Annotated in this window: 23 protein-coding genes and 1 other RNA gene; 6 read left to right on the forward strand and 18 right to left on the reverse strand. The window is 63.6% G+C overall.

All coding sequences use genetic code 11. From position 1 onward, the window contains the following. Nucleotides 1-3 precede the first annotated feature (3 nt). The 9 genes from mraY to rsmI all read right to left on the reverse strand — a co-directional run bounded on the left by mraY (nt 4) and on the right by rsmI (nt 8,921). Entirely contained in the window at nt 4-1,086 is a 1,083-nt protein-coding gene (gene mraY, locus SZ55_RS18440; protein WP_044409566.1) for a phospho-N-acetylmuramoyl-pentapeptide-transferase, read from the reverse strand. A gap of 2 nt (nt 1,087-1,088) precedes the next feature. Then, nucleotides 1,089-2,453, reverse strand: coding sequence for a UDP-N-acetylmuramoyl-tripeptide--D-alanyl-D-alanine ligase (locus SZ55_RS18445; RefSeq protein ID WP_044409568.1), 1,365 nt, complete (start codon nt 2,451-2,453; stop codon nt 1,089-1,091). Continuing rightward, nucleotides 2,450-3,910 carry a UDP-N-acetylmuramoyl-L-alanyl-D-glutamate--2,6-diaminopimelate ligase gene (locus SZ55_RS18450; protein WP_044409570.1) on the reverse strand — a complete coding sequence of 487 codons (1,461 nt, stop codon included), beginning with the start codon at nt 3,908-3,910 and terminating at the stop codon, nt 2,450-2,452. Before SZ55_RS18450 ends, SZ55_RS18445 begins: the two co-directional genes overlap by 4 nt. After that, on the reverse strand, nt 3,910-5,643 hold the full coding sequence (locus tag SZ55_RS18455; protein WP_044409573.1) for a peptidoglycan D,D-transpeptidase FtsI family protein: 1,734 nt from the start codon (nt 5,641-5,643) through the stop codon (nt 3,910-3,912). The genes SZ55_RS18450 and SZ55_RS18455 overlap by 1 nt, the downstream gene beginning before the upstream one ends. Then, nucleotides 5,640-5,933, reverse strand: coding sequence for a cell division protein FtsL (gene ftsL / locus SZ55_RS18460; protein ID WP_044409576.1), 294 nt, complete (start codon nt 5,931-5,933; stop codon nt 5,640-5,642). Before ftsL ends, SZ55_RS18455 begins: the two co-directional genes overlap by 4 nt. Further along, entirely contained in the window at nt 5,930-6,871 is a 942-nt protein-coding gene (gene rsmH, locus SZ55_RS18465; RefSeq protein WP_107328728.1) for a 16S rRNA (cytosine(1402)-N(4))-methyltransferase RsmH, read from the reverse strand. The genes ftsL and rsmH overlap by 4 nt, the downstream gene beginning before the upstream one ends. A gap of 2 nt (nt 6,872-6,873) precedes the next feature. Then, nucleotides 6,874-7,329, reverse strand: coding sequence for a division/cell wall cluster transcriptional repressor MraZ (gene mraZ / locus SZ55_RS18470; protein WP_044409580.1), 456 nt, complete (start codon nt 7,327-7,329; stop codon nt 6,874-6,876). Between the two features lie 315 nt (nt 7,330-7,644). Then, nucleotides 7,645-8,002, reverse strand: an RNA gene (gene rnpB / locus SZ55_RS27145) — RNase P RNA component class A. A 40-nt stretch (nt 8,003-8,042) separates the two neighbouring features. After that, nucleotides 8,043-8,921: a 16S rRNA (cytidine(1402)-2'-O)-methyltransferase gene (gene rsmI / locus SZ55_RS18475; RefSeq protein WP_044409582.1), complete on the reverse strand. Its 879-nt coding sequence runs from the start codon at nt 8,919-8,921 to the stop codon at nt 8,043-8,045. A gap of 122 nt (nt 8,922-9,043) precedes the next feature. Here rsmI and SZ55_RS18480 point away from each other — a divergent pair, with 122 nt between their 5' ends. The 4 genes from SZ55_RS18480 to SZ55_RS18495 are packed head-to-tail and all read left to right on the forward strand — an operon-like array spanning nt 9,044 to nt 12,370. Next, on the forward strand, nt 9,044-10,855 hold the full coding sequence (locus SZ55_RS18480; RefSeq protein ID WP_044409585.1) for a penicillin-binding protein activator: 1,812 nt from the start codon (nt 9,044-9,046) through the stop codon (nt 10,853-10,855). After that, on the forward strand, nt 10,852-11,220 hold the full coding sequence (locus tag SZ55_RS18485; RefSeq protein WP_044409589.1) for a YraN family protein: 369 nt from the start codon (nt 10,852-10,854) through the stop codon (nt 11,218-11,220). The genes SZ55_RS18480 and SZ55_RS18485 overlap by 4 nt, the downstream gene beginning before the upstream one ends. Before the next feature lie 29 nt (nt 11,221-11,249). Continuing rightward, nucleotides 11,250-11,843 carry a phosphoheptose isomerase gene (locus tag SZ55_RS18490; RefSeq protein ID WP_044409592.1) on the forward strand — a complete coding sequence of 198 codons (594 nt, stop codon included), beginning with the start codon at nt 11,250-11,252 and terminating at the stop codon, nt 11,841-11,843. Beyond that, nucleotides 11,840-12,370 (forward strand): BON domain-containing protein, encoded by a 531-nt coding sequence (locus SZ55_RS18495; protein ID WP_044409595.1) that lies wholly within the window; start codon nt 11,840-11,842, stop codon nt 12,368-12,370. Before SZ55_RS18490 ends, SZ55_RS18495 begins: the two co-directional genes overlap by 4 nt. A 44-nt stretch (nt 12,371-12,414) precedes the next feature. Here the strand turns inward: SZ55_RS18495 and SZ55_RS18500 are convergent, their stop codons facing one another. From SZ55_RS18500 to rplM, 7 genes are all read right to left on the reverse strand, one after another. Continuing rightward, nucleotides 12,415-12,840, reverse strand: a complete 426-nt coding sequence (locus SZ55_RS18500) for a ClpXP protease specificity-enhancing factor (protein WP_044409598.1) — start codon at nt 12,838-12,840, stop codon at nt 12,415-12,417. 9 nt (nt 12,841-12,849) lie between these two features. Further along, the gene (locus SZ55_RS18505) at nt 12,850-13,467 is read right to left on the reverse strand and encodes a glutathione S-transferase N-terminal domain-containing protein (protein WP_044409601.1); all 618 of its coding nucleotides are present in this window, start codon (nt 13,465-13,467) and stop codon (nt 12,850-12,852) included. A gap of 83 nt (nt 13,468-13,550) precedes the next feature. Next, complete coding sequence (locus tag SZ55_RS18510; RefSeq protein WP_044409604.1) at nt 13,551-14,333, reverse strand: cytochrome c1; 783 nt, start codon at nt 14,331-14,333, stop codon at nt 13,551-13,553. After that, entirely contained in the window at nt 14,333-15,544 is a 1,212-nt protein-coding gene (locus SZ55_RS18515) for a cytochrome b (protein ID WP_044409607.1), read from the reverse strand. The genes SZ55_RS18510 and SZ55_RS18515 overlap by 1 nt, the downstream gene beginning before the upstream one ends. Then, nucleotides 15,544-16,137 carry a ubiquinol-cytochrome c reductase iron-sulfur subunit gene (petA, locus tag SZ55_RS18520; RefSeq protein ID WP_044409610.1) on the reverse strand — a complete coding sequence of 198 codons (594 nt, stop codon included), beginning with the start codon at nt 16,135-16,137 and terminating at the stop codon, nt 15,544-15,546. Before petA ends, SZ55_RS18515 begins: the two co-directional genes overlap by 1 nt. A gap of 252 nt (nt 16,138-16,389) precedes the next feature. Beyond that, nucleotides 16,390-16,782 (reverse strand): 30S ribosomal protein S9, encoded by a 393-nt coding sequence (gene rpsI / locus SZ55_RS18525; protein WP_044409613.1) that lies wholly within the window; start codon nt 16,780-16,782, stop codon nt 16,390-16,392. Between the two features lie 15 nt (nt 16,783-16,797). Next, a complete protein-coding gene (gene rplM / locus SZ55_RS18530; protein WP_044409616.1) occupies nt 16,798-17,226 on the reverse strand; it encodes a 50S ribosomal protein L13 in 429 nt (142 codons plus the stop codon). A 272-nt stretch (nt 17,227-17,498) separates the two neighbouring features. Between rplM and SZ55_RS18535 the strand changes: the two genes are divergently transcribed. Next, on the forward strand, nt 17,499-18,536 hold the full coding sequence (locus tag SZ55_RS18535; protein WP_044409619.1) for an NADP(H)-dependent aldo-keto reductase: 1,038 nt from the start codon (nt 17,499-17,501) through the stop codon (nt 18,534-18,536). A gap of 1 nt (nt 18,537) precedes the next feature. Here the strand turns inward: SZ55_RS18535 and nfi are convergent, their stop codons facing one another. Continuing rightward, nucleotides 18,538-19,248 (reverse strand): deoxyribonuclease V, encoded by a 711-nt coding sequence (gene nfi, locus SZ55_RS18540; RefSeq protein ID WP_044409622.1) that lies wholly within the window; start codon nt 19,246-19,248, stop codon nt 18,538-18,540. A gap of 85 nt (nt 19,249-19,333) precedes the next feature. Further along, entirely contained in the window at nt 19,334-20,470 is a 1,137-nt protein-coding gene (locus SZ55_RS18545) for an acyl-CoA dehydrogenase family protein (RefSeq protein ID WP_044409625.1), read from the reverse strand. Nucleotides 20,471-20,709: 239 nt separating this feature from the next. On the opposite strand from SZ55_RS18545, the gene SZ55_RS18550 reads away from it, so the two are divergent. Continuing rightward, nucleotides 20,710-21,609, forward strand: coding sequence for a GlxA family transcriptional regulator (locus SZ55_RS18550; protein WP_172435049.1), 900 nt, complete (start codon nt 20,710-20,712; stop codon nt 21,607-21,609). Nucleotides 21,610-21,648: the final 39 nt, after the last annotated feature.

The following is a 21,648-nucleotide window of genomic DNA, read 5'->3' on the forward strand; positions in this document are numbered from 1 at the left end:
TCCTCAACGCAGTTTCAGGGTGGCCAGGCCGATCAGCACGAGGATCACGGTGATGATCCAGAAGCGCACGATCACGCGGGGCTCGGGCCAGCCCTTGAGTTCGAAATGGTGGTGAATGGGCGCCATGCGGAACACGCGGCGGCCGGTGAGCTTGAACGAGGCGACCTGGATCATCACGGACAGGGTTTCCATGACGAACACGCCCCCCATGATGAACAGCACCACTTCCTGGCGCACGATTACGGCGATGGTGCCCAGAGCGGCACCCAGCGCCAGGGCGCCGACGTCACCCATGAATACCTGGGCCGGGTAGGTGTTGAACCAGAGGAAGCCGAGGCCGGCACCCACCAGGGCAGCACAGAACACGATCAGCTCGCCCGCACCCGGTACGTAGGGGATCAGCAGGTATTCGGCGAATTTGATGTTGCCGGAGAGGTAGCAGAAGATCCCCAGCGCACCGCCGACCATCACGGTCGGCATGATCGCCAGGCCATCCAGGCCGTCGGTGAGGTTCACCGCGTTGCTGGAGCCGACGATCACGAAATAGGTCAGCACGATGAAGCCAACGCCCAGCGGGATGCCCACATCCTTCACCAGCGGCAGGATCAGGGTGGTCTCGGCCGGCGTGGTGGCGGTCATATAAAGGAAGACGGCTGCAGCGATGCCGAACACCGACTGCCAGAAGTACTTCCAGCGGCTCGGCAGGCCACGGGAGTTCTTCTCGATCACCTTGCGGTAGTCATCCACCCAGCCAATGGCTCCGAACAGCAGGGTGACGGCGAGCACCACCCAGACGTAGCGGTTCGACAGGTCGGCCCACAGCAGCGTGCTGATGCCGATGGCCGTGAGGATCAGTGCGCCGCCCATGGTGGGGGTACCGGACTTGGACAGGTGCGATTGCGGGCCGTCATTGCGCACGGATTGGCCGATCTGGCGGATCTGCAAGGTGCGGATCATCCAGGGACCGAGCCAGAGCGACAGCGACAGGGCCGTCAGGACGCCGAGAATCCCGCGCAGGGTCAGGTACTGGAATACGCCGAACCCTTTGTAGAACTGTTGCAGGTACTCAGCGAGCAGCAGCAGCATGATTAGTGAGCCTCCCCCGTCCCGCAGAAGGCCGCGACGACCTTGTCCATCGCCGCGCTACGGGAACCTTTGATCAGAATGGTGGTGTTTGCGTCCTGCTCGCCGGACAGCGCCTCGATCAGGCTGGCCTGGTCGGCGAAATGACGGCCGCCTGCGCCGAACGCCTCGACGGCGTGGCGCATCAGGGGGCCAACGGCGTAGAGCGAGCTGACCTTGCCCCGCGCGTGGAGCCCCACGTCGCGGTGGCCCTGTTCGGCCCATTCGCCCAGTTCACCCATGTCCCCCAGCACCAGGACGGTGCGGCCGGAAAAGCCGGCGAGTATATCAACGGCGGCCATCATCGACGCGGGGTTGGCGTTGTAGCTGTCGTCGATCACCCGCATGCCGCTCGTCGCCAACTGCGCTACGGTGCGGCCCTTGACCGGTTGCAAGTTCTGCAGCCCATCGCGGATGCCGACCAGCGGCACACCCAGGGCGTGGGCAGCGGCAGCGGCAGCCAGGGCGTTGGCCACGTTGTGCAGGCCCAGCAGGTTGAGCTGGATGTCCGCCTCGCCAACCACGCCCACCAGGCGGAAGCCCATGCAGCCGCGGGCGTCGCGCACGATGGACTCGGCCCGCAGGTCGGCACGGGCGTCGTTCAGGGCAAAACTCAGTACCGGGCGGCCGGCAGCACGCTCGCGCCAGGTCTCGAAGGCCTTGTCGTCACGGTTGAGCACGGCGGTGCCGTCGCTCGCCAGGCCTTCGAGGATTTCCCCCTTGGCCAAGACGATCTTTTCCGGCCCGCCGAATTCGCCAACATGGGCGTTACCGGCGTTGTTGATGATCGCCACGTGCGGACGGGTGAGGCCAACGGTATAGGCGATCTCGCCCACGCGGGAAGCGCCCAGCTCGATGACGGCGCTGCGGTGCTCGGGAGCGAGCTCCAGCAGGGTCAGCGGTGCGCCGAGGTCATTGTTCAGGTTGCCCCGGGTGGCCAGTACCGGCCCCTGGGTACGCAGGATGCTGGCGAGCATCTCCTTGACGGTGGTCTTGCCGCTGGAGCCGGTCACCGCGGCGACACGGCCGGTAAAGGCGTCACGATTGAGCGCACCCAGTCGCCCGAGGGCCTCGCGGGCATCGGCCACCACCAACTGCGGCAGGCCGACACCGTCGACCACACGCTCCACCAACGCAGCGACGGCGCCCTTGGCGGCCACGTCAGCCAGATAGTCATGGCCGTCGAACTTCGGCCCGGTCAGGGCGATGAACAGCTGGCCTGCCTCGACACGTCGGCTGTCGGTGGACACCGAGGTGAACGTGGCGTCTTCGCCAACGAGCCGCCCCGCCAAGGGGGACTGCAGGCTGCTGAGGCGGAAGGCTTCGATCATGGGCGCTCCCAGGTGGACAAGGCGTGTTCGGCTTCGACGAGATCGGAGAACGGCAGGCGCTCACCCTGGATCTCCTGGTAATCCTCATGCCCCTTGCCTGCCAGCAGGACGACATCGTCAACACCGGCCGATGCAATCAACTGCGCAATGGCAGCGCCACGGCCATGGACGAACTCGACATTGGCCGGCTCGGCAAAGCCAGGGCGGATGTCATCGAAGATTCGGGCCGGATCTTCTGTGCGCGGGTTGTCGTCGGTGACCAGCACGGCATCGGCCAGACGCTCGGCCACCGCAGCCATCAGCGGGCGCTTGCCACGGTCCCGGTCACCGCCACAGCCGAACAGGCAGAGCAGGCGGCCGCGCGCGTGGGGGCGCAGGGCTTCGAGCACCTTCTCAAGGGCATCGGGGGTGTGGGCGTAGTCGACCACCACCAGTGGTTTTTCACCGCCGCCCAGGCGCTGCATCCGGCCTTCCGGCCCTTGCAGTTCGGGCAGCACGGCCAGTACATCGCCCAGGGGGTAGCCCATGCCCAGCAGGGCACCGACCACGGCCAGCAGGTTGCTCAGGTTGAAGCGACCCAGCAGCGGGCTGCGCAGCAGGCCTTCTCCCTGGGGCGTGATGATGTGGGCGCGGACACCATCGTCGTCGAATGTGGCTTCGCGGCAATAAAGGAAGGCTTCCGGATCGATCTGGCTGTAACCGATGAGGCGAGCATCGTGCTCGCGACCAGCCAGTTCACGGCCGAACGCGTCGTCCAGGTTGATCACCCGGCAGCGCAGGTCCGGCCAGTCGAACAGGCGGGCCTTGGCGACGCCGTAGGCTTCCATCGAGCCGTGATAGTCCAGGTGGTCGCGGGACAGGTTGGTGAACACCGCCACGTCGAACGCGAGCGCTGCCACCCTCCCCTGCTCCAGGCCATGGGAAGACACTTCCATCGCCACTGCACGGGCACCGGCCTGCTTGAGGCGGGCCAGGGTGGCCTGGACGGCAAGGGGATCCGGCGTGGTGTGACGGCCGCTCTCCAGCTCTCCGTGGAAGCCGGTACCGAGGGTGCCGACGATGCCACACCGCTCGCCCAGTCGATCCAGGGCCTGAGCCACGAGCTGGCTGACGCTGGTCTTGCCGTTGGTGCCGGTCACGCCGACCAGGTCCAGCGCACGGCTGGGCTCGCCGTAGAAGCGACCGGCAATTGCCGAAAGCTGGCCAGCCAGTCCCTTGATGGGAATCAGTTCGGCCTGGGCAGACGCAGGCAGATCAGGGGCGGACTCGCTTTCATACGCCACCGCCGCCGCGCCCCGGGCGAGGGCATCAGCGATGTGCAGGCGGCCATCGTGCTGGCCGCCGGGGACGGCCAGGAACAGGTCACCGGGGAGTACCTTGCGGCTATCCAGGGTGAGTTCACGGATCAGCGCAGCACCCTGCGCCTGGGGAAGCAGTTGATTCAATGGCATGGGCATCAGGTGCGCCCTCCTTTGCCGCTGGCCGCGTTGGCGGTCTGTTGTTCCTCGGTGGGCAGGTTGTCCGGGGCGATGTTCATCAGGCGCAGCGCGCCGGCCATGACCCTGCCGAATACGGGTGCCGATACCAGGCCGCCGAAGTAGCCGGCCTTGCTGGGCTCGTCGATCACCACCACCATCGCCAGGCGCGGGTTGGTGGAGGGCCCGAAGCCCGCGAAGAGCGAGCGGTAGGCGTTCTGGGTGTAGCCCTTGGTGCCCACGCTGGCCTTGCGCGCGGTACCGCTCTTGCCGGAGACGTGATAGCCGGGGACCTGGGCGCGGAACACGCCGCGCGGCGCCTCGACCACCTGCTGCAGCATGCCCTGCAGGGTCTTGGCGACCTCGGGCGGGATGGCCTGGGAGCCGCTCGGCAGGTTGTCGACGCGGGTCATCGACAACGGGACCGCCAGGCCGTTGTTGGCCAGGGTGGCGTAGGCATGGACCATCTGCACGGCAGTGACCGACAGGCCGTAGCCATAGGACAGGGTCGCGGTCTCGGCCTTGCGCCACTCGCGGTGGTTGGGCAGGTTGCCGACGCGCTCGCCGGGGAAGCCGAGGCCGGTGTCCTGGCCGAGCCCGAGCCGGCGCATGGTGTCGTAGATGTTCTCGCCACCGATGTCGAAGGCGATCTTGCTCATGCCGACGTTGCTGGAGTTGATCAGGATGCCGGTCAGGTCGAGGATCGGGCCCTCGGTCTTGGACACGTCCTTGATGGTGTAGCGCCCGATCTGCAGGGAACCGGGGTAGACCTCGACCTTATCTTCTGGCTTCCAGCGGCCGCTCTGCAGGGCAGCGGCCATGGAGATCGGCTTGACCGTGGAGCCTGGCTCGAACACGTCGATCATGGCGCGGTTGCGCATGGCCGCCGGCAGCAGGTTGCGGCGGTTGTTCGGGTTGTAGGTGGGCTGGTTGGCCATGGCCAGCACTTCGCCGGTCTTCACGTCGACGATGACCAGGCTGCCCGCCTTGGCGCCGTTCTCCACCAGCGCGTTGCGCAGCTCGCGGTGGGCGAGGTACTGCAGGCGGAGGTCGATGGACAGCGCGAGGGTCTTGCCAGGCTTGGCGTTACGGGTGACCTGGACGTCCTTGATCAGGCGTCCGCGACGGTCCTTGAGGACCTGGCGCTTGCCGGGAACACCAGCCAGCCACTGATCGAAGGACAGCTCGACGCCCTCGCGACCACGGTCATCCACGTCGGTGAAGCCGACCACATGGGCAGTGACTTCGCCGGCGGGGTAGAAACGACGAAACTCCTCGATGGCGTAGACGCCCGGGAGTTTGCGATCGAGGATCACCTGCCCCTGCTCGGGCGTAAGGCCACGCGCCAGGTAGAGGAACTCGCGGTTGGCATTCTGCTCGATGCGCTCGGCGAAGATGCGTGGGTCCTGCCCCAGGGCACCGGCGATCACCGGCCACTGGTCACGGAACGCCATGAGGTCCTTGGGGTTGGTCCACAGGGTCGTCACCGGGGTACTGACGGCCAGGGGCTCACCATTGCGATCGGTGATCAAACCACGGTGGGCCGGGATCGGGATATGGCGGACGCTGCGCGCATCGCCCTGTTCCTTGAGGAAATCGTGGTCGATGACATGCAGGTCGACGATGCGCCAGGAAATCGCAGCGACCATGAGGCCAAGCAGCCCGAGGACGATCCGGAAGCGCCACGGATAGAGCGCGCCTTCCAGGTTCATCATGGAGCCACCATGCGGATTTCCGCCGGCTCGGGGATGCGCATCTTGAGCTGCTCGGTGGCCAGGGACTCGATGCGGTTATGGGCCGTCCAGGTGCTCTGTTCGAGGATCAAGCGCCCCCACTCCGCCTGGGCCTTGTCGCGGACGCTGAGCTCGGCGTACAGCTTGTTGAGCAGCTGCCGGTTCCAGTAGGCGCTGTAGGACACCGAAATGGCGGACAGCAGCACGCCGACGAACAGCAGCAACATGATGAAGCTGCCACGCGGCAGGGGCTTGGAGAAAAGGCGGCTCATCGCAATTTCTCCGCCACGCGCATCACTGCGCTGCGGGAGCGGGGGTTGGCCTTGAGTTCCGCCTCGGAGGCGTACTGGGGCTTGCCGAGCAGTCGCAGACGCGGCTCGAACACGGCCTGGCGCACAGGCAGGTCGCGGGGCAGGTTGTCCGCCTCGCCCTTGACCTGGCGGCGCATGAATTGTTTGACGATGCGGTCTTCCAGCGAGTGGAAACTGATCACCACCAGGCGACCGCCGATGGCGAGGCTGTCCAGCGCAGCCTGCAGGCCGCGCTCAAGGTCGCCCAACTCATTGTTGATGTGGATTCGGATGCCCTGGAAGGCACGGGTCGCAGGGTTCTTGCCCTTCTCCCAGGCCGGGTTGGCAGCGGCGATCACAGCCGCCAGGTCGGCGGTACGTTCGAAGGGGCGCTCGGCACGCCGTTGCACGATGGCACGTGCCATGCGGCGGGCGAAGCGCTCCTCACCGTACTCCTTGAGCACGTGACTGATCTCGTCTTCGCTCGCCGTGGCGATCCACTGCGCTGCGCTCTGGCCACGCTCGGGATCCATGCGCATGTCCAGCGGGCCATCGTTGAGGAAGCTGAAGCCGCGCTCGGCATCATCCAGCTGCGGAGACGAGACCCCGAGGTCCAGCAGCACACCATCGACCTGCCCGACCAGCCCGCGCTCGGCGAGCTCCTCGCCAAGCTCGGCAAAGCTGCGCTGCACAATGACAAAGCGGCCGTCTTCGGCCGCCAGCGCTTGCCCCGTGGAGATGGCTTGGGGGTCTTTATCGAATCCGAGAAGCCGCCCCTCGCTACCGAGATGCCGAAGGATGAGCCGACTGTGCCCGCCACGCCCGAAGGTGCCATCGAGGTAGCAGCCGTCCGCACGCACGGCAAGGCTTTCAACGGCCTCGTCGAGCAGGACAGTGATGTGGCGGAAGCTGCTTTCAATGCTCACAGGATAAGGTCACGTAGTTCGTCCGGCAGGCCGCCGGGTTGTTTTATGGCCAGGAGATCAGCGTCGGAAACGGCGTTCCAGGCGTCTTCATCCCAGATCTGGAATTTGTTCAGTTGCCCCACCAGCATCGCTTTCTTGTCCAGCCCGGCGTACTCACGCAGGCGGGGCGGAACCAGGAAACGGCCGTTGCCATCCAGCTCGAGATCAACCGCGTTACCGATCAGCAAACGCTGCAGGCGGCGCGTTTCTTCACGCAGGGAAGGCAACTCGCGAAGCTTGGCTTCAATGATTTCCCACTCGGGGAGGGGGTAGAGGGTCAAGCAACGGTCAACCGCATCGATGGTCACGATGAGCTGCCCAGCACAACGCGATAGAAGCTCGTCGCGATACCGACTCGGCATCGCGATGCGCCCCTTGGCATCGAGACTGATGGCATTTGCTCCGCGAAACACGGCTGCGCTTCCCCTGAATTAGGCTATCCGTACCAATTAATCCCACTTCTACCCACTTTCCACCACTCGCGCACACTATAGAAATGGCTCCGCCCCACCGTCAAGGCGCGCCAGAACGGAAAATTCCTTACGGGACGGTGATTTAGAGAACTTTTTGGCGAAGCGGAGGGAGTTTTTCAGTGTGTTTCGGAATGAAAAATCAGCGCCAACAATGACCCTGATATGCAAACTTAAAGTAGTTTCTTAAGAGTTGGGGTTTCTGAAATTTCAGACAGGAGGCAAGGCGGGGTATTTCTGAGGGGAAAGTGGGGAAAAGTGGAGAGTCGATCTGTAAGCCGGGTTCTGTCGTGGACAGTCATTCATCTACGGCTGCCATCACTGACAGCCTTTAGCAACCTACCCGAATCCGACGCGGGCCACGCCAAGGATTCCTATTTGGTCTTGCTCCGAGTGGGGTTTACCTAGCCACGAACTGTTACCAGTCGTGCGGTGCGCTCTTACCGCACCTTTTCACCCTTACCGGCGCTTGCGCGCTTAGGCGGTTATTTTCTGCGGCACTTTCCGTAGGCTCTCGCCTCCCAGGCGTTACCTGGCACTCTGCCCTATGGAGCCCGGACTTTCCTCCCTCCCGAAATCGCGAACGAAACGGGACAGCGACTGTCCGATCGACTCTCCGGCGCGAAGGTTAGCGGCAGACCGCCCAGGACACAAGCTCAGGAATCAGCCTGGCGCTCCAGAGCAGCCTGATAAAGGAGGTTCTTGCGCACGCCGGTGATCTCCGCGGCCAAGGCTGCCGCACGCTTCACCGGGAGTTCGCCCAGCAGAAGATCCAGTACGCGCAACGCCTCGCCACTGATCGCATCTTCTCCTTCAGGAGCCTGCCAACCGGTTACAAGCAGCACGCATTCACCTCGCTGCTGGTTACTGTCGGCAGCGATCCATTCGGCCAGCTCACCGAGTGGCGCCCCCTTCAACGTCTCGAACGTCTTGGTGAGTTCACGGGCAAGTACGGCATGGCGATCCTTGCCAAACAGAGACGCCATGTCCTGGACCGACTCCAGAACACGATGAGGCGCCTCATAGAAGATGAGCGTACGCGGCTCTTCCTTTAATAGATCCAGCCGCCCCCTTCGCGCCGCCGCCTTCGCCGGCAGGAAACCCTCGAAGATGAAACGATCGGATGGCAGACCAGCAGCCGATAGCGCTGCGATCAGCGCACTGGGTCCGGGTACCGGCACCACCTCGATACCGGCCGCGCGAACCTGCCGTACCAGGTGGTAGCCCGGATCGGAGATCAAGGGCGTTCCCGCATCCGAAATCAGCGCGACGTCATCTCCCGCCAGCAGCCGAGCCACGAAGCGGCCACCCTGCTCACGTTCGTTATGGTCATGACAGGCCGCGAGGGCCGTGGTGATTCCGAAATGCTGCAAGAGGCGGATCGAGTGACGCGTATCCTCCGCTGCGATCAGGGCCACTTCCCGCAGGGTGCGCAAGGCTCTCGGGCTGATGTCATCGAGGTTACCGATGGGTGTGGCGACCACGTAGAGCTTGCCGGGCTGAGCGGCAGCAACGGAAGACGTGGAAAGAGTCACAGGTCACCTCGGAATAAACTGAAAGGCGCGCATTGTAGCCCGTTTCCAGCCACCGACATCGCACCCCGCCCGCCCCTCCGGTACAATCGCGGGCTTCGTTGATCTAGTACCGGGATCGTTAAATGATCGCTCGTCTGCGCCCGCTCTCCGCCCTCTGCCTCGCCGGCCTCCTTGTCGCCTGTGGCAGCTCGCCCACGTCCAACCTCGGCGAACTGCCCCGCACTCCCCAGGCCAGTATCGAGCAGCTCCTGCAAAAGGCCGGAGAGAGCAAACCCGAGCAAGCCGCCCTGCTGCGACTTTCGGCTGCGGACCTGGCTTATCGCCAGCAGGACATCGGTCGTGCAGCCCGCATTCTCGAACAAGTCCCGATGGACGGCCTGAAGCCCGCGCAACAGGTGTTCGCCAGCACGCTCGCAGCCGAATTGGCGATGGCTCGCAACCAGCCCAAGAGCGCCCTGAAAGCACTGAGTCATCCCAGCCTCGATCGCCTGGCGGAGCTCCCGGTTGATCAACAGGTACGCACCCAACTCGTACGCGCGCGCGCCCTGGAAGCGGACGGGCAGAACCTTGCCGCCGCACGCGAGCGCGTCTTCATCGCTCCGCTGCTCAATGGCAAAGCTGAGAAGCAGAACCATGAGGCCATCTGGGCACTGATCTCCGGCCTGCCCATGGAGCAATTGCAGTCGACCGGCGATGCCGACCTGGCAGGATGGATGGAGCTCGCCCGCGCGATTCGCAGTGCCGGCACCCTTTCCCAGCAGCAGGCGGCCATCGAAGCCTGGCGCAGCCAGCATCCGCAGCACCCGGCAGCCGAACAGCTGCCGGCACCGCTGGCCAAGTTGAAGGAGCTCGCCAACCAGCCCCTGACCAAGATCGCCCTGCTGCTGCCGCAGGAGGGACCACTGGCCTCGGTAGCCCGTGCGCTGCGCGATGGCTTCCTCGCCGCCCACTATCAGGCGCAGCAAGCGGGCCAAAACCCGCCCGCCATCCAGATCTATGACAGCGCCCACCTGACGTCGCTCGACGACTTCTATCGCCAGGCCCAGGCCGATGGCGTGCAACTGGTGGTCGGCCCGCTGGAGAAGCCGCTGGTCAAGCAGATGAACGAGCGTCAGCAGCTGCCCATCACCACCCTCGCCCTGAACTACAGCGATGCCGGACAGGAAGGCCCGGCGCAGCTCTTCCAGTTCGGTCTCGCGGCCGAGGATGAAGCACGCGAAGTGGCACGCCGCGCCTGGGCGGACGGCATGCGCCGTGCCGTCGCCATGGTGCCACGAGGCGAATGGGGTGACCGCGTCCTGGCCGCCTTCCGCCAGAGCTGGCAAGAGGCCGGCGGCAGCCTGATCGCGGCCGAGCACGTGGACCAGCCGGTTCAGCTGGCACAGCAGATCGCTGACCTGTTCCAGCTTCGCCAGAGCGAAGCACGCGCCAAGCGCCTGCAAAGCACCCTCGGCACCTCCATCGCCACCCAGCCGACCCGCCGCCAGGACGTCGACTTCATTTTCCTCGCTGCTACACCGCAACAAGCCCAGCAGATCAAGCCCACACTGGCCTTCCAGTACGCCGGGGATGTGCCGGTCTACGCCACGTCCCACCTCTATTCCGGTGGCAACGACATGGCCCAATACCAGGATCTGAGCGGCATCCGCTTCTGCGAAACCCCCTGGCTACTGAACCGCGACGACCCACTTCGCCAGCAGGTCGACCGCCAGTGGCCCCAGGCCGGCGGCAGTCTCGGTCGGCTGTACGCCATGGGCGTTGACGCCTACCGGCTGGCGCCCCGCCTCGCAGAGCTGAAGGCCCTGCCGGAAAGCCGCGTCGACGGCCTCTCCGGCCGACTCAGCCTGACGCCATCCCAGCGCGTCGAGCGCCAGCTGCCGTGGGCAGAATTCCGCGACGGCCAGGTCCAGCGCCTGCCCGACAGCGACTCTTGACCGCGAGCGGAGACAGCGGGCGAAAAGCGGAAGCCGCCGCCCGCCAACACCTTCAAAAGCACGGCCTGCGATTGCTCGCCAGCAACTGGCGCTGCCCTCGTGGCGAGCTCGATCTGGTCATGCTGGACGGCGATACAGTAGTATTCGCCGAAGTCCGCTACAGGCGGCACAGAGCCTGGGGCGGAGCACTGGAAAGCGTGGACGCGCGCAAGCGCGCAAAACTCATCAGTGCGGCGCAGTACTTCCTGCAGAAGGAATCCCGCTGGGCCAATCACCCTTGCCGATTTGACGTGATCGCCATCGACTCGATGGATGGCGACTCACCCGTGCGACTGACCTGGCTGAAAAACGCCTTCGAAACCTGAACAGTCGCTTTCCACTGAAGGTCATACCGATGGACATGCAACCCCGAATCCGCCAGCTGTTCCAGGCCAGCATCGACACCAAGCTGCTCGCCATGGAAGTCGTGGCCCCCCACATCGAGCATGCCAGCATGGTGATGGTCAATGCGCTGCTGAACGAGGGCAAGATCCTCGCCTGCGGCAACGGCGGTTCCGCTGGCGATGCCCAGCACTTCTCCTCCGAGCTACTCAACCGCTTCGAGCGGGAGCGCCCCAGCCTGCCAGCCCTGGCACTGACCACGGACAGCTCCACCATCACCTCGATCGCCAACGACTACAGCTACAACGAAATCTTCTCGAAGCAGATCCGTGCACTTGGTCAGCCGGGCGACGTGCTGCTCGCCATCTCCACCAGCGGCAACTCGGCCAACGTGATCCAGGCCATCCAGGCTGCGCACGACCGCGAGATGACCATCGTGGCCCTGACCGGCCGCGACGGCGGCGGTATGGCGTCTCTGCTTCTGCCAGAAGATGTCGAGATTCGCGTGCCCTCCAAAGTCACCGCACGCATCCAGGAGGTGCACCTCCTGGCCATCCACTGCCTCTGCGACCTGATCGACCGTCAATTGTTTGGGAGTGAAGAATGACCCGTTCCCCCCTGATCCTGGCCCTGCTGGCTTTCACCCTCGTGCTGGGCGGCTGCGGTGGCCGAACCATCGGAAAGACCATCGATGACCAGTCCACACCCTCGAAGGTGCGCGCCAAGATCGACGCCGCAAGCCCCGAGCTCAAGACCAACTCGCACATCGTGGTCACCAGCTTCAACGGCGTGGTGCTGCTGGCTGGGCAGACCCCCAACCAGAACCTGAAGGCACTCGCCGAGCAGGCTGCGCGTACCGCGCAGGGCGTCAAGAAGGTTCATAACGAACTGCAGGTCGGAGCCAACTCGTCGACCCTGGCACGCATGAACGACAGCGCTATCACTACCAAGATCACCACCCAACTGCTCGCCAACAGCCAGATCCCCAGCTCCAACATCAAGGTGGTGACCGAGAACGGGATCGTCTACCTGCTGGGTCTGGTCAGCCGCCAGGAAGCAGGGTTAGCCACCAGCGTGGTACAGGGGGTTTCCGGCGTGCAGAAGATCATCAAGCTCTTCGAATACACCAACTGAACCCGCCAGCCATAAAAAAGGCGATCCAATCGGATCGCCTTTTTTTATTTCACCACTTTCAGGCTGGGCCGCCCGGCCGGTCGACCACCGCCTGACGAAGGCGGCGCGCCGTCACCCGAGGGGCCGTCGTCTTCAGGTCCATCACCTTCATCCATTACCGGCGACTCCAGGTCGAAGACCATCCCCTGCCCGTTCTCACGTGCATAGATGGCCATGACCGCAGCGCTCGGAATATAGAGACTGTGGGCAACGCCTCCGAAGCGACCCTCGAAGCTGACCGCCTCGTTGTCCATGTGCAGATGACGGACAGCGCTGGGCGACACGTTCAACACGATCTGGCCGTCGCTCGCATAACCCGGCGGCACACGAACGCCTGCGTGCTCCGCATTGACGAGCAGGTGGGGCGTGCAATCGTTGTCGACGATCCACTCATACAGGGCCCGAACCAGATAGGGACGACTGGATTTCATCGATTCACCTCAACGCATATCGCGCTCAACGTCCGAAAGACTCGCCTGGAAAGCCGGCCGCGAGAAATGGCGATCCATATACTCGAGAAGCGGCTTGGCCGGACGAGGCAGTTCGATACCCAACTTCGGCAAACGCCAGAGGATGGGCAACAGGCAGCAGTCTACAAGACTCATCTCTTCACTGAGAAAGAAAGGCTTGTCGGCAAACAACGGGGACACACCGGTAAGGCTTTCCCGAAGCTCCTTTCGTGCCTGCGCCTTGGCAGCATCCTTGGCCTTCGGATCCAGCACAAGGTCAACAAGCGAACACCAATCGCGCTGAACCCGGTGCATGAGCAGCCGGGTATTACCCCGCGCAACGGGATAGACAGGCATCAGCGGCGGGTGCGGATAGCGCTCTTCCAGGTACTCCATCACCACCGTCGGCTCATAGAGCGCAAGGTCACGGTCCAGAAGCGTAGGCACGGTGCCGTAGGGGTTCGACTCGATCAGCTTCGGCGGGCACTGGCCGTTGAGGACATCGATGATGTCCACGGCAACGCCTTTCTCGGCAAGGACGATACGTACACGATGGGAGTAGTGGTCCGCGGGGTCGGAGTAACAGGTCAGCTTGGTGATAGCCGCCATGGCGCCCTCCTCGCTTGAAGTTATGCGGGGTCAAAAAAAGCGCGCGCCCATCAGGGCGCGCGCGTTACAGCATCAGCGTTCGATCAGTGAACGTCTTTCCAGTACTCACGCTTGAGCAGGTAGGCGAACACGAAGAAGAAGGCCAGGTACAGCAGAACGTAGGTCCCGATGCGCTGCATGTGCAGCTTGTTCGGGTCAGCGGAGTAGGCCAGGAAGGTCACCAGGTTCTGGATCTTCTGGTCGAACTCGGCCTCGGTCAGCTTGCCGGTCTTCGGAACGATGGTCAGTTGGTCACACGCTTCATGGGTGATCGGCGCACCAGTCAGCGGGTCGAACTGCTTCTTGCCATGCTCGACGACCTGGACCTGCTTGCAGCCAACAACCTGGCGACCCTGCAGGCCAACCAGCACGTTGGGCATGCCCACGTTCGGGAAGACCTTGTTGTTGACACCCCACGGACGGGCCGGGTCTTCGTAGAAGGCACGCAGGTAGCTGTACAGCCAGTCAGTGCCACGGACGCGAGCCACCAGGGTCAGGTCCGGCGGAGCTGCACCGAACCACACCTTGGCGTCGTTCGGCTTCATGGCGCTCTGCATGTGATCACCGATCTTCGCACCGGTGAACACCAGGTTTTGCATCATCAGCTCTTCGGAAATGCCCAGGTCCTTGGCTACGCGCTCATAGCGCTGGAACTTGGCACCGTGGCAGCCCATGCAGTAGTTGGCGAAGGTACGTGCACCGTCCTGCATGGCGGCCTTGTCGGTCAGGTCGATTTCGACATGATCCAGTTCAACCTCTTCGCCGCCGGAAGCGAACACGGCAACCGGCAGGAGAGCGATAACAAATGCAGCAAATAGCTTTTTCATCAGCCTGTCACCCTTTCCGGAACCGGTTTGGTTTTTTCCATCCTGGTGTAGAACGGCATCAGGATGAAGTACGCGAAGTACAGGATGGTGCACACCTGCGATACCAGCGTACGGCCCGGGGTCGGCGCCAGAACACCCAGCACGCCGAGGATGATGAAGGAAACGCAGAACACCAGCAGCCAGATCTTGCTCAGCCAGCCCTTGTAGCGCATGGAGCGCACCGGGCTGCGATCCAGCCATGGCAGGACGAAGAGAATCGCAATGGCTGCACCCATGGCGATGACGCCCATGAGCTTGTCAGGTACCGCACGCAGAATCGCGTAGAACGGGGTGAAGTACCAGACCGGAGCAATGTGTGCCGGCGTCTTGAACGGGTTGGCCTGTTCGAAGTTCGGCTTCTCGAGGAAGTACCCGCCCATTTCCGGGAAGAAGAACACCACGAAGCAGAACACGAAGAGGAACACCACCACACCGACAATGTCCTTCACGGTGTAGTAGGGGTGGAAGGCGATACCGTCCAGCGGAATGCCGTTCTCGTCCTTCTTCTTCTTGATATCCACGCCATCCGGGTTGTTGGAGCCCACTTCGTGGAGCGCCAGGATGTGCAGGACCACCAGACCCAGGATCACGATCGGCAGAGCGATCACGTGCAGGGCGAAGAAGCGGTTCAGGGTGATGCCGGAGATCAGGTAGTCACCACGGATCCACTGGGTGAGGTCGTCACCGATGACCGGGATCGCACCGAACAGCGAGATGATCACCTGTGCACCCCAGTAGGACATCTGGCCCCAGGGCAGCAGGTAGCCCATGAAGGCCTCGGCCATCAGGGCGAGGTAGATCAGCATGCCGAAGATCCACACCAGCTCACGGGGCTTCTGGTAGGAGCCGTAGAGCAGGCCGCGGAACATGTGCAGGTAAACCACGATGAAGAACGCGGACGCACCCGTGGAGTGGAGGTAACGGATGATCACCCCGTATTCCACGTCGCGCATGATGTATTCGACGGAGGCGAAGGCTTCTTCCGCGGACGGAGTGAAGCTCATGGTCAGCCAAACACCGGTCAGGATCTGGTTGACCAGAACCAGCAGAGCCAGCGAGCCGAAGAAATAGAAGAAGTTGAAGTTCTTGGGAGCGTAGTACTTGCTCAGATGGTCTTCCCACATCTTGGTGGCGGGGAAGCGCGCATCGATCCATTCCATGAATTTGCTCATCATGCCTTCTCCTGGTCCACGCCGATGATGATGACATCATCCGACTCGTAGGAGTGGGGTGGCACCGGCAGGTTCAAGGGGGCAGGCTGCGCTTTGTAGACGCGGCCAGCGAGGTCGTAGCGGGAACCGTGGCACGGGCAGAAGTAACCACCGACCCACTCGGCACCCAGGTCAGCCGGGGCGACCTCGGGACGGAAGGAGGGCGAGCAGCCCAGGTGGGTGCACAGACCGACCAGCACCAGGATTTCCGGCTTGATCGAACGCTTCTGCGGATCGACGTAGGTCGGTTGCACGGATGCCTTGGACTCCGGGTCAGCCATGCGGTCATGGATCTTGGCCAGATTGCCGAGGATTTCCTCCGTGCGGCGCACGATGAACACGGGCTGACCGCGCCATTCGGCGACAATCTGCTGGCCCGCGTCGATCTTGCCGATGTTCACCTTCACAGGTGCACCTGCGGCCTTGGCCTTGGCACTGGGTTGCCATGACCCCACAAACGGGATCGCAGCACCCACCGCTCCTGCAGCACCCACCACGGATGTGGCTGCCACAAGGAAGCGACGCCGGCCTGCATTCACGCCGTCATTGCTCATTCAGTCGTCTCCCATCAGCTTTGCGGCCTGTTGTTCAGGCCTCTACTAAGTAAAAATCGAGCCGCGCAAAAAATTCGCCAAATGGTAAAGAAAACCCCCTCTGATGACAAGGTAATAGCCGGATACAAAACAGCTGAAAGCCTTGAACCACTAGGGATTCGGGAGTGCGACAAGCTGTCGCAGCCCACTTTTCCACAGGCATAAAAAAACGCCCAGGCCAAAAGGAACCTGGGCGTTTCTTGCAGCGCCGTATTAGCGCTTGGAGTACTGCGGACGCTTACGCGCTTTACGCAGACCGACTTTCTTACGCTCGACTTCGCGGGCATCGCGAGTCACGTAGCCGGCCTTGCGCAGCGGGCTGCGCAGAGACTCGTCGTAGCTGATCAGGGCGCGGGTGATGCCATGACGGATGGCACCAGCCTGACCGCTGACACCGCCACCGAGAACGGTGACATAGATGTCGAACTTCTCGACGGTCTCGGTCAGCTCCAGCGGCTGACGCACGACCATGCGAGCGGTTTCGCGGCCGAAGAACTGCTCCAGGCTGCGATTGTTGATGGAGATCTTGCCAGTACCCGGGCGCAGGAAGACGCGCGCGGTTGCAGTCTTGCGACGGCCAGTGCCGTAATTTTGAGTCGCCGACATAATGAATCTATCCCGTTAAATCTTCAGTTCTTGGGGCTGCTGAGCGGTGTGCGGGTGGACGGCACCCTTGTACACCTTCAGCTTGCGATACATGTCGCGACCCAGCGGGTTCTTCGGCAGCATGCCTTTGACCGCGGTCTCGATCACGCGCTCAGGCGCCTTGGCGATCAGCTTCTCGAAGTTGATCTCCTTGATGCCACCCGGGAAACCGGAGTGCGAGTAGTACTTCTTGTCGGTGGTCTTGGAACCAGTGACACGAACCTGCTCGGCGTTGATGACGACGATGTAGTCGCCGGTGTCAACGTGCGGAGTGTATTCCGGCTTGTGCTTGCCGCGCAGACGGCTTGCAATTTCGGTGGCCAGACGACCCAGGGTCTGACCGGCAGCGTCGACGACATACCAGTCGCGCTTAACAGTTTCCGGTTTTGCAGTAAAAGTCTTCATTCGCTATAGCCTCAGGGGCCGCCCTGAAAATAAGACGGCGGATCTTACTGAATAGTGCTCGCCCTGGCAACACAGGGCAGCCGGAAACAGACGCTATCGGGGGCTCGGGTCAGCGCGTCCGCTACGGCAAAAGGTTTTCGGCAGGCTAGGCATCCCCGCCTTCCTTCTCGGCAGGCTAGGCATCCCCGCAAAGAAAGCCGCGGAATTATGCCGATTGCAGGAAAAATTTCAACCTGATTTGATAACGATCTTTCGCCCGACGAGGAGCCACCATGCAATACCGTCAACTCGGCCGCACGGACGTGAAGGTCAGCAGCCTCTGCCTCGGCACCATGACCTGGGGCGAGCAGAACTCCCAGGCCGAGGCATTCGCACAGATCGAACGCGCCAAGGCCTATGGCATCAACTTCATGGATGTGGCGGAGATGTACCCCGTCCCTCCTCGCCCCGAGACCTACGGCGCCACCGAAACCATCATCGGCAACTGGTTCGCCGCCAGGCGGGATCGGGCTGACTGGGTCCTGGCGAGCAAGGTCGCGGGGCCGGGCAACGGCATCACCCACATCCGCGACGGCAACCTGAAGCACAACCGGCACCACATCGCCGCTGCGCTCGACGCCAGCCTCAAGCGTCTGCAGACCGACTGGATCGACATCTACCAGCTGCACTGGCCCGAACGCAGCACCAACTACTTCGGCCAACTGGGCTATCGCCACCAGGACGAAGACTTCACGCCTCTGCAGGAGACCCTCGAAGCACTCGCCGAGCAGGTCAAGGCCGGCAAGATCCGCTACATTGGCCTGTCCAACGAGACGCCCTGGGGAACCATGACCTTCCTGCAACTGGCCGACCGTCTCGGGCTCCCCCGCGCCGTATCCATCCAGAATCCCTACAACCTGCTGAATCGCACCTTCGAGGTGGGCCTGGCGGAGGTTGCCATCCGCGAACAGTGCGGCCTGCTGGCGTATTCACCCCTGGCCTTCGGCATGCTCTCCGGCAAATACGAGAACGGCGCACAACCGCCCCAGGCGCGCATCACCCGGTTCAGCCGCTTCACCCGCTACACCAACCCGCAAGCGAAGGCGGCCTGCTCGCGCTATGTCGCCCTGGCCCGTGAGCACGGGCTGGACCCGGTGCAGATGGCCCTCGCCTTCGTCACCGCCCAACCGTTCGTCACCAGCAACATCATCGGCGCGACCGACCTCGAACAGCTGGAAAGCAACCTCGCCAGCAGCGAACTGAAGCTGCCCGATGCCGTACTGGAGGGGATCGCCGAGATTCATCGCGACCAGCCGAACCCCGCCCCCTGACCTAGTCGAACAACCCCGGCAGCGTCTCCGCTCCAGCAGCGGGCATGTCGCCCCGCCGGGATGCCAGCCGATCCGCAAGCCGGGTCGGCTCTGGCAGCCGATAGCCTCGGCAGCCACGCAAGACCAGCTCCAGCGCGCTGTTCATAGACACCCGGTGCCCGGGCGACACCACCAGCGGCGCCACGCGGTCTCGACTGCGCAGCATCCAGCCGATCTGTTCGCCCTCGTGCTCCAGTGGCACATGCTCGCCACGGGCAAGGCCTGGCTCAGCGTGATGCCCCACCAGCACCTTCTTCGCCACGCCGATGGTCGGCAACCCGGTCACCACGCCAAGGTGCGACGCAATGCCGAGCCGGCGCGGATGGGCGATCCCCTGCCCGTCGCAGAACACCAGGTCCGGCCGCTGCGGCAATCCAGCGAGCGCCTTCAACAGCGCCGGCAGTTCACGGAAGGACAACAGCCCGGGCACGTAGGGCATGGACGTCGGCACCCGCGCCACCACCTGGCCCAGCAGGCGGTAGTCATCGGCATCCAGCAACACCGCAGCGGCCCGGGTGATCTGTCCACCCTCCTCGAAACCGACGTCGACACCTGCCACCACCTTAAGCGGCGCGAAGTCATCCACCAGCACCACCCGCGCAGCCAGTTCGCCCTGCAGGCGCTTGGCATGGCGGACGCTGCCGTCCCAGTCATCGAAGGGGGAAGTACTCATGAACAGGCTCCGGAAAATCGACACAGGGTAGACACGGAGCCAGCGGGAAGGGTCCGCCGCACTGCCCGGCGGCGGACCCGGGGCCTTACAGCGAACGGGCAATGATCTCCTTCATGATCTCGTTGGTGCCCGCATAGATTCGCTGCACGCGAGCATCCGCCCAGGCGCGTGCCACCGGGTACTCCCACATGAACCCATAGCCACCGTGCAGCTGCACGCACTCGTCCAGCACCTTGCACTGCAGGTCCGTACCCCAGTACTTGAGCATCGCGGCTGTCGGAACGTCGAGCTTGCGCTGCAGGTGCAGCTCCAGGCAGCGGTCGACGAAGACCCGGCCGATCTGGATCTCGGTGGCCATCTCCGCCAGCTTGAAGCGGGTGTTCTGGAACTCCGCGATGGCCTTGCCGAACGCCTTGCGGTCGCGGGTGTAGTCGAGGGTCCACTTCAGCGCCGCCTCCGCCGAAGCCAGTGCCCCGATGCCCACCGTCAGGCGTTCCTGGGGCAGCTCCTGCATCAGGTAGGCGAAGCCCATGCCTGCCTGGCCCAGCAGGTTCTCCTTGGGCACCCGGACGTCCTGGAAGAACAGCTCGGAGGTGTCCTGGGCCTTCATCCCCACCTTTTCCAGGCGCTTGCCCTTGGAAAAGCCGGGCGTATCCGCCTCCACCAGGAACAGGCTGGTGCCCTTGGCCCCCGCCTTGGGATCGGTCTTGGCAACCACGATGACCAGATCGGCCAGGAACCCGTTGGTGATGAAGGTCTTGGAGCCGTTGATCACGTAGTGGTCGCCATCCAGCACCGCCGTGGTCTTCACGCCCTGCAGGTCGGACCCCGCCCCAGGCTCGGTCATGGCGATGGCCGTCACCAGCTCGCCGCTGACCAGGCGTGGCAGGTACTTCTCCTTCTGCGCCTCGCTGCCGTAATGAAGGATGTAGGGCGCCACGATGTCCGAATGCAACGAGAAGCCGATGCCGGTGAGGCCCAGGCGACCGATCTCCTCGATCACCACCGTGCTGTAGAGGAAGTCGGCCCCGACGCCGCCATAGGCCTCGGGAATGTGGGAGCAGAGCAGCCCCGCCTCCCCCGCCTTGTTCCACAAGGCCCGGTCCACGTGGCCATCCTTCTCCCATTGGTGATGGAAAGGCACGGCCTCCTCTTCGAGGAAACGGCGCACGCTGTCACGGAAGAGTTCATGTTCGGGGCTGAAGAGCGTTCTGGGGATCATCGCGTCACCTACACGGGCAGTCGGTCGAAGAAGGCCCCGACTGTAGGACAGGCCTGCGCTGGCACACACTGGACACTTGCGACAAAAAATAAGACGATCCAGCCGCCTAATGACCGCTTTCCCCTAATAAGAACAAGACCATGACCATTCAGCAGTCCCCCACCCTAAGGCGGGTGAGCATCCTCGCCACCGACGGCGTCTTCGCCTCCACCCTCATGCAGGCCAAGGACTTCTTCCACATGGCCAGCCTGCGCTACAGCAAGCTGCAGGGCCAGGGGCTGAGGCCCGCGTTCCAGATCAACCTGGTCAGCCCGGACGGGCAGCCGGTGCGCAGCTTCAGCGAAGTGACCATGCCGGTGGACGGCCCCCTGGATGCCGCCGACGTCATCATCCTCCCCGCGTTCTGGGACGACTTCGACGCCCAGTGCGCGCGCTACCCCCAGATACTGCCCTGGCTGCGCGAGCGGCACGGCGCCGGCAGCATGATCTGCGGCGAAGCGACTGGCGTGTTCTGGATGGCCCAGGCCGGGCTGCTGGACGGCAAGGAGGCAACCACCTACTGGCGCTTCTTCCGTGAGTTCGCCGAGCGCTTCCCCAAGGTCCAGCTCAACCAGGACAAGCACCTCTCCGACGCCGACAACCTCTATTGCGCCGGCGGCGTCACCTCCGCCTGCGACCTGTACATCTACATGATCGAGCGCTTCTGCGGCGCCTCCATCGCCCAGGCGGTCTCCCGCGACATCCTCTACGAGGTCCAGCGCAGCTACTCGCCCGGGCGCATCGGCTTCGGCGGACAGAAGCTGCACCAGGACGTCACCATCCTGCAGATCCAGCATTGGCTCGAGGAGCACTACGCCGACAAGTTCCGCTTCGAGGATGTGGCCCGGGATCACGGCATGAGCATCCGCAACTTCATGCGGCGCTTCCAGGCCGCCACCGGTGACAAACCGCTGCATTACCTGCAACGGTTACGCATCGAAACAGCCAAGGGCCTGCTCTCCGCCACCCGCAAGAGCATCAAGACCATCAGCTACGAAGTGGGCTACGACGACGCCAGCTTCTTCGCCCGACTGTTCCGCCAGCACACGACCCTGTCGCCCAACCAGTACCGCCGGCAGTTCCAGCACAAAGGCGACTGACGCGGCCATCCCAAGGATGGGTTGGCCCCCGGGGTGAGC

Origin of the sequence: Pseudomonas sp. FeS53a (assembly GCF_000931385.1) — a bacterium.
Lineage (GTDB): Bacteria > Pseudomonadota > Gammaproteobacteria > Pseudomonadales > Pseudomonadaceae > Metapseudomonas > Metapseudomonas otitidis.

What these genes read in the sequence shown, in the direction of transcription:
- mraY (WP_044409566.1), bottom strand. Translation starts at nt 1,086, where the DNA reads ATGCTGCTGCTGCTCGCTGAGTACCTGCAACAGTTCTACAAAGGGTTC.
- SZ55_RS18445 (WP_044409568.1), bottom strand. Translation starts at nt 2,453, where the DNA reads ATGATCGAAGCCTTCCGCCTCAGCAGCCTGCAGTCCCCCTTGGCGGGG.
- SZ55_RS18450 (WP_044409570.1), bottom strand. Translation starts at nt 3,910, where the DNA reads ATGCCCATGCCATTGAATCAACTGCTTCCCCAGGCGCAGGGTGCTGCG.
- SZ55_RS18455 (WP_044409573.1), bottom strand. Translation starts at nt 5,643, where the DNA reads ATGATGAACCTGGAAGGCGCGCTCTATCCGTGGCGCTTCCGGATCGTC.
- ftsL (WP_044409576.1), bottom strand. Translation starts at nt 5,933, where the DNA reads ATGAGCCGCCTTTTCTCCAAGCCCCTGCCGCGTGGCAGCTTCATCATG.
- SZ55_RS18480 (WP_044409585.1), top strand. Translation starts at nt 9,044, where the DNA reads ATGATCGCTCGTCTGCGCCCGCTCTCCGCCCTCTGCCTCGCCGGCCTC.
- SZ55_RS18490 (WP_044409592.1), top strand. Translation starts at nt 11,250, where the DNA reads ATGGACATGCAACCCCGAATCCGCCAGCTGTTCCAGGCCAGCATCGAC.
- SZ55_RS18495 (WP_044409595.1), top strand. Translation starts at nt 11,840, where the DNA reads ATGACCCGTTCCCCCCTGATCCTGGCCCTGCTGGCTTTCACCCTCGTG.
- SZ55_RS18500 (WP_044409598.1), bottom strand. Translation starts at nt 12,840, where the DNA reads ATGAAATCCAGTCGTCCCTATCTGGTTCGGGCCCTGTATGAGTGGATC.
- SZ55_RS18505 (WP_044409601.1), bottom strand. Translation starts at nt 13,467, where the DNA reads ATGGCGGCTATCACCAAGCTGACCTGTTACTCCGACCCCGCGGACCAC.
- SZ55_RS18510 (WP_044409604.1), bottom strand. Translation starts at nt 14,333, where the DNA reads ATGAAAAAGCTATTTGCTGCATTTGTTATCGCTCTCCTGCCGGTTGCC.
- SZ55_RS18515 (WP_044409607.1), bottom strand. Translation starts at nt 15,544, where the DNA reads ATGAGCAAATTCATGGAATGGATCGATGCGCGCTTCCCCGCCACCAAG.
- petA (WP_044409610.1), bottom strand. Translation starts at nt 16,137, where the DNA reads ATGAGCAATGACGGCGTGAATGCAGGCCGGCGTCGCTTCCTTGTGGCA.
- rpsI (WP_044409613.1), bottom strand. Translation starts at nt 16,782, where the DNA reads ATGTCGGCGACTCAAAATTACGGCACTGGCCGTCGCAAGACTGCAACC.
- rplM (WP_044409616.1), bottom strand. Translation starts at nt 17,226, where the DNA reads ATGAAGACTTTTACTGCAAAACCGGAAACTGTTAAGCGCGACTGGTAT.
- SZ55_RS18535 (WP_044409619.1), top strand. Translation starts at nt 17,499, where the DNA reads ATGCAATACCGTCAACTCGGCCGCACGGACGTGAAGGTCAGCAGCCTC.
- nfi (WP_044409622.1), bottom strand. Translation starts at nt 19,248, where the DNA reads ATGAGTACTTCCCCCTTCGATGACTGGGACGGCAGCGTCCGCCATGCC.
- SZ55_RS18545 (WP_044409625.1), bottom strand. Translation starts at nt 20,470, where the DNA reads ATGATCCCCAGAACGCTCTTCAGCCCCGAACATGAACTCTTCCGTGAC.
- SZ55_RS18550 (WP_172435049.1), top strand. Translation starts at nt 20,710, where the DNA reads ATGGCCAGCCTGCGCTACAGCAAGCTGCAGGGCCAGGGGCTGAGGCCC.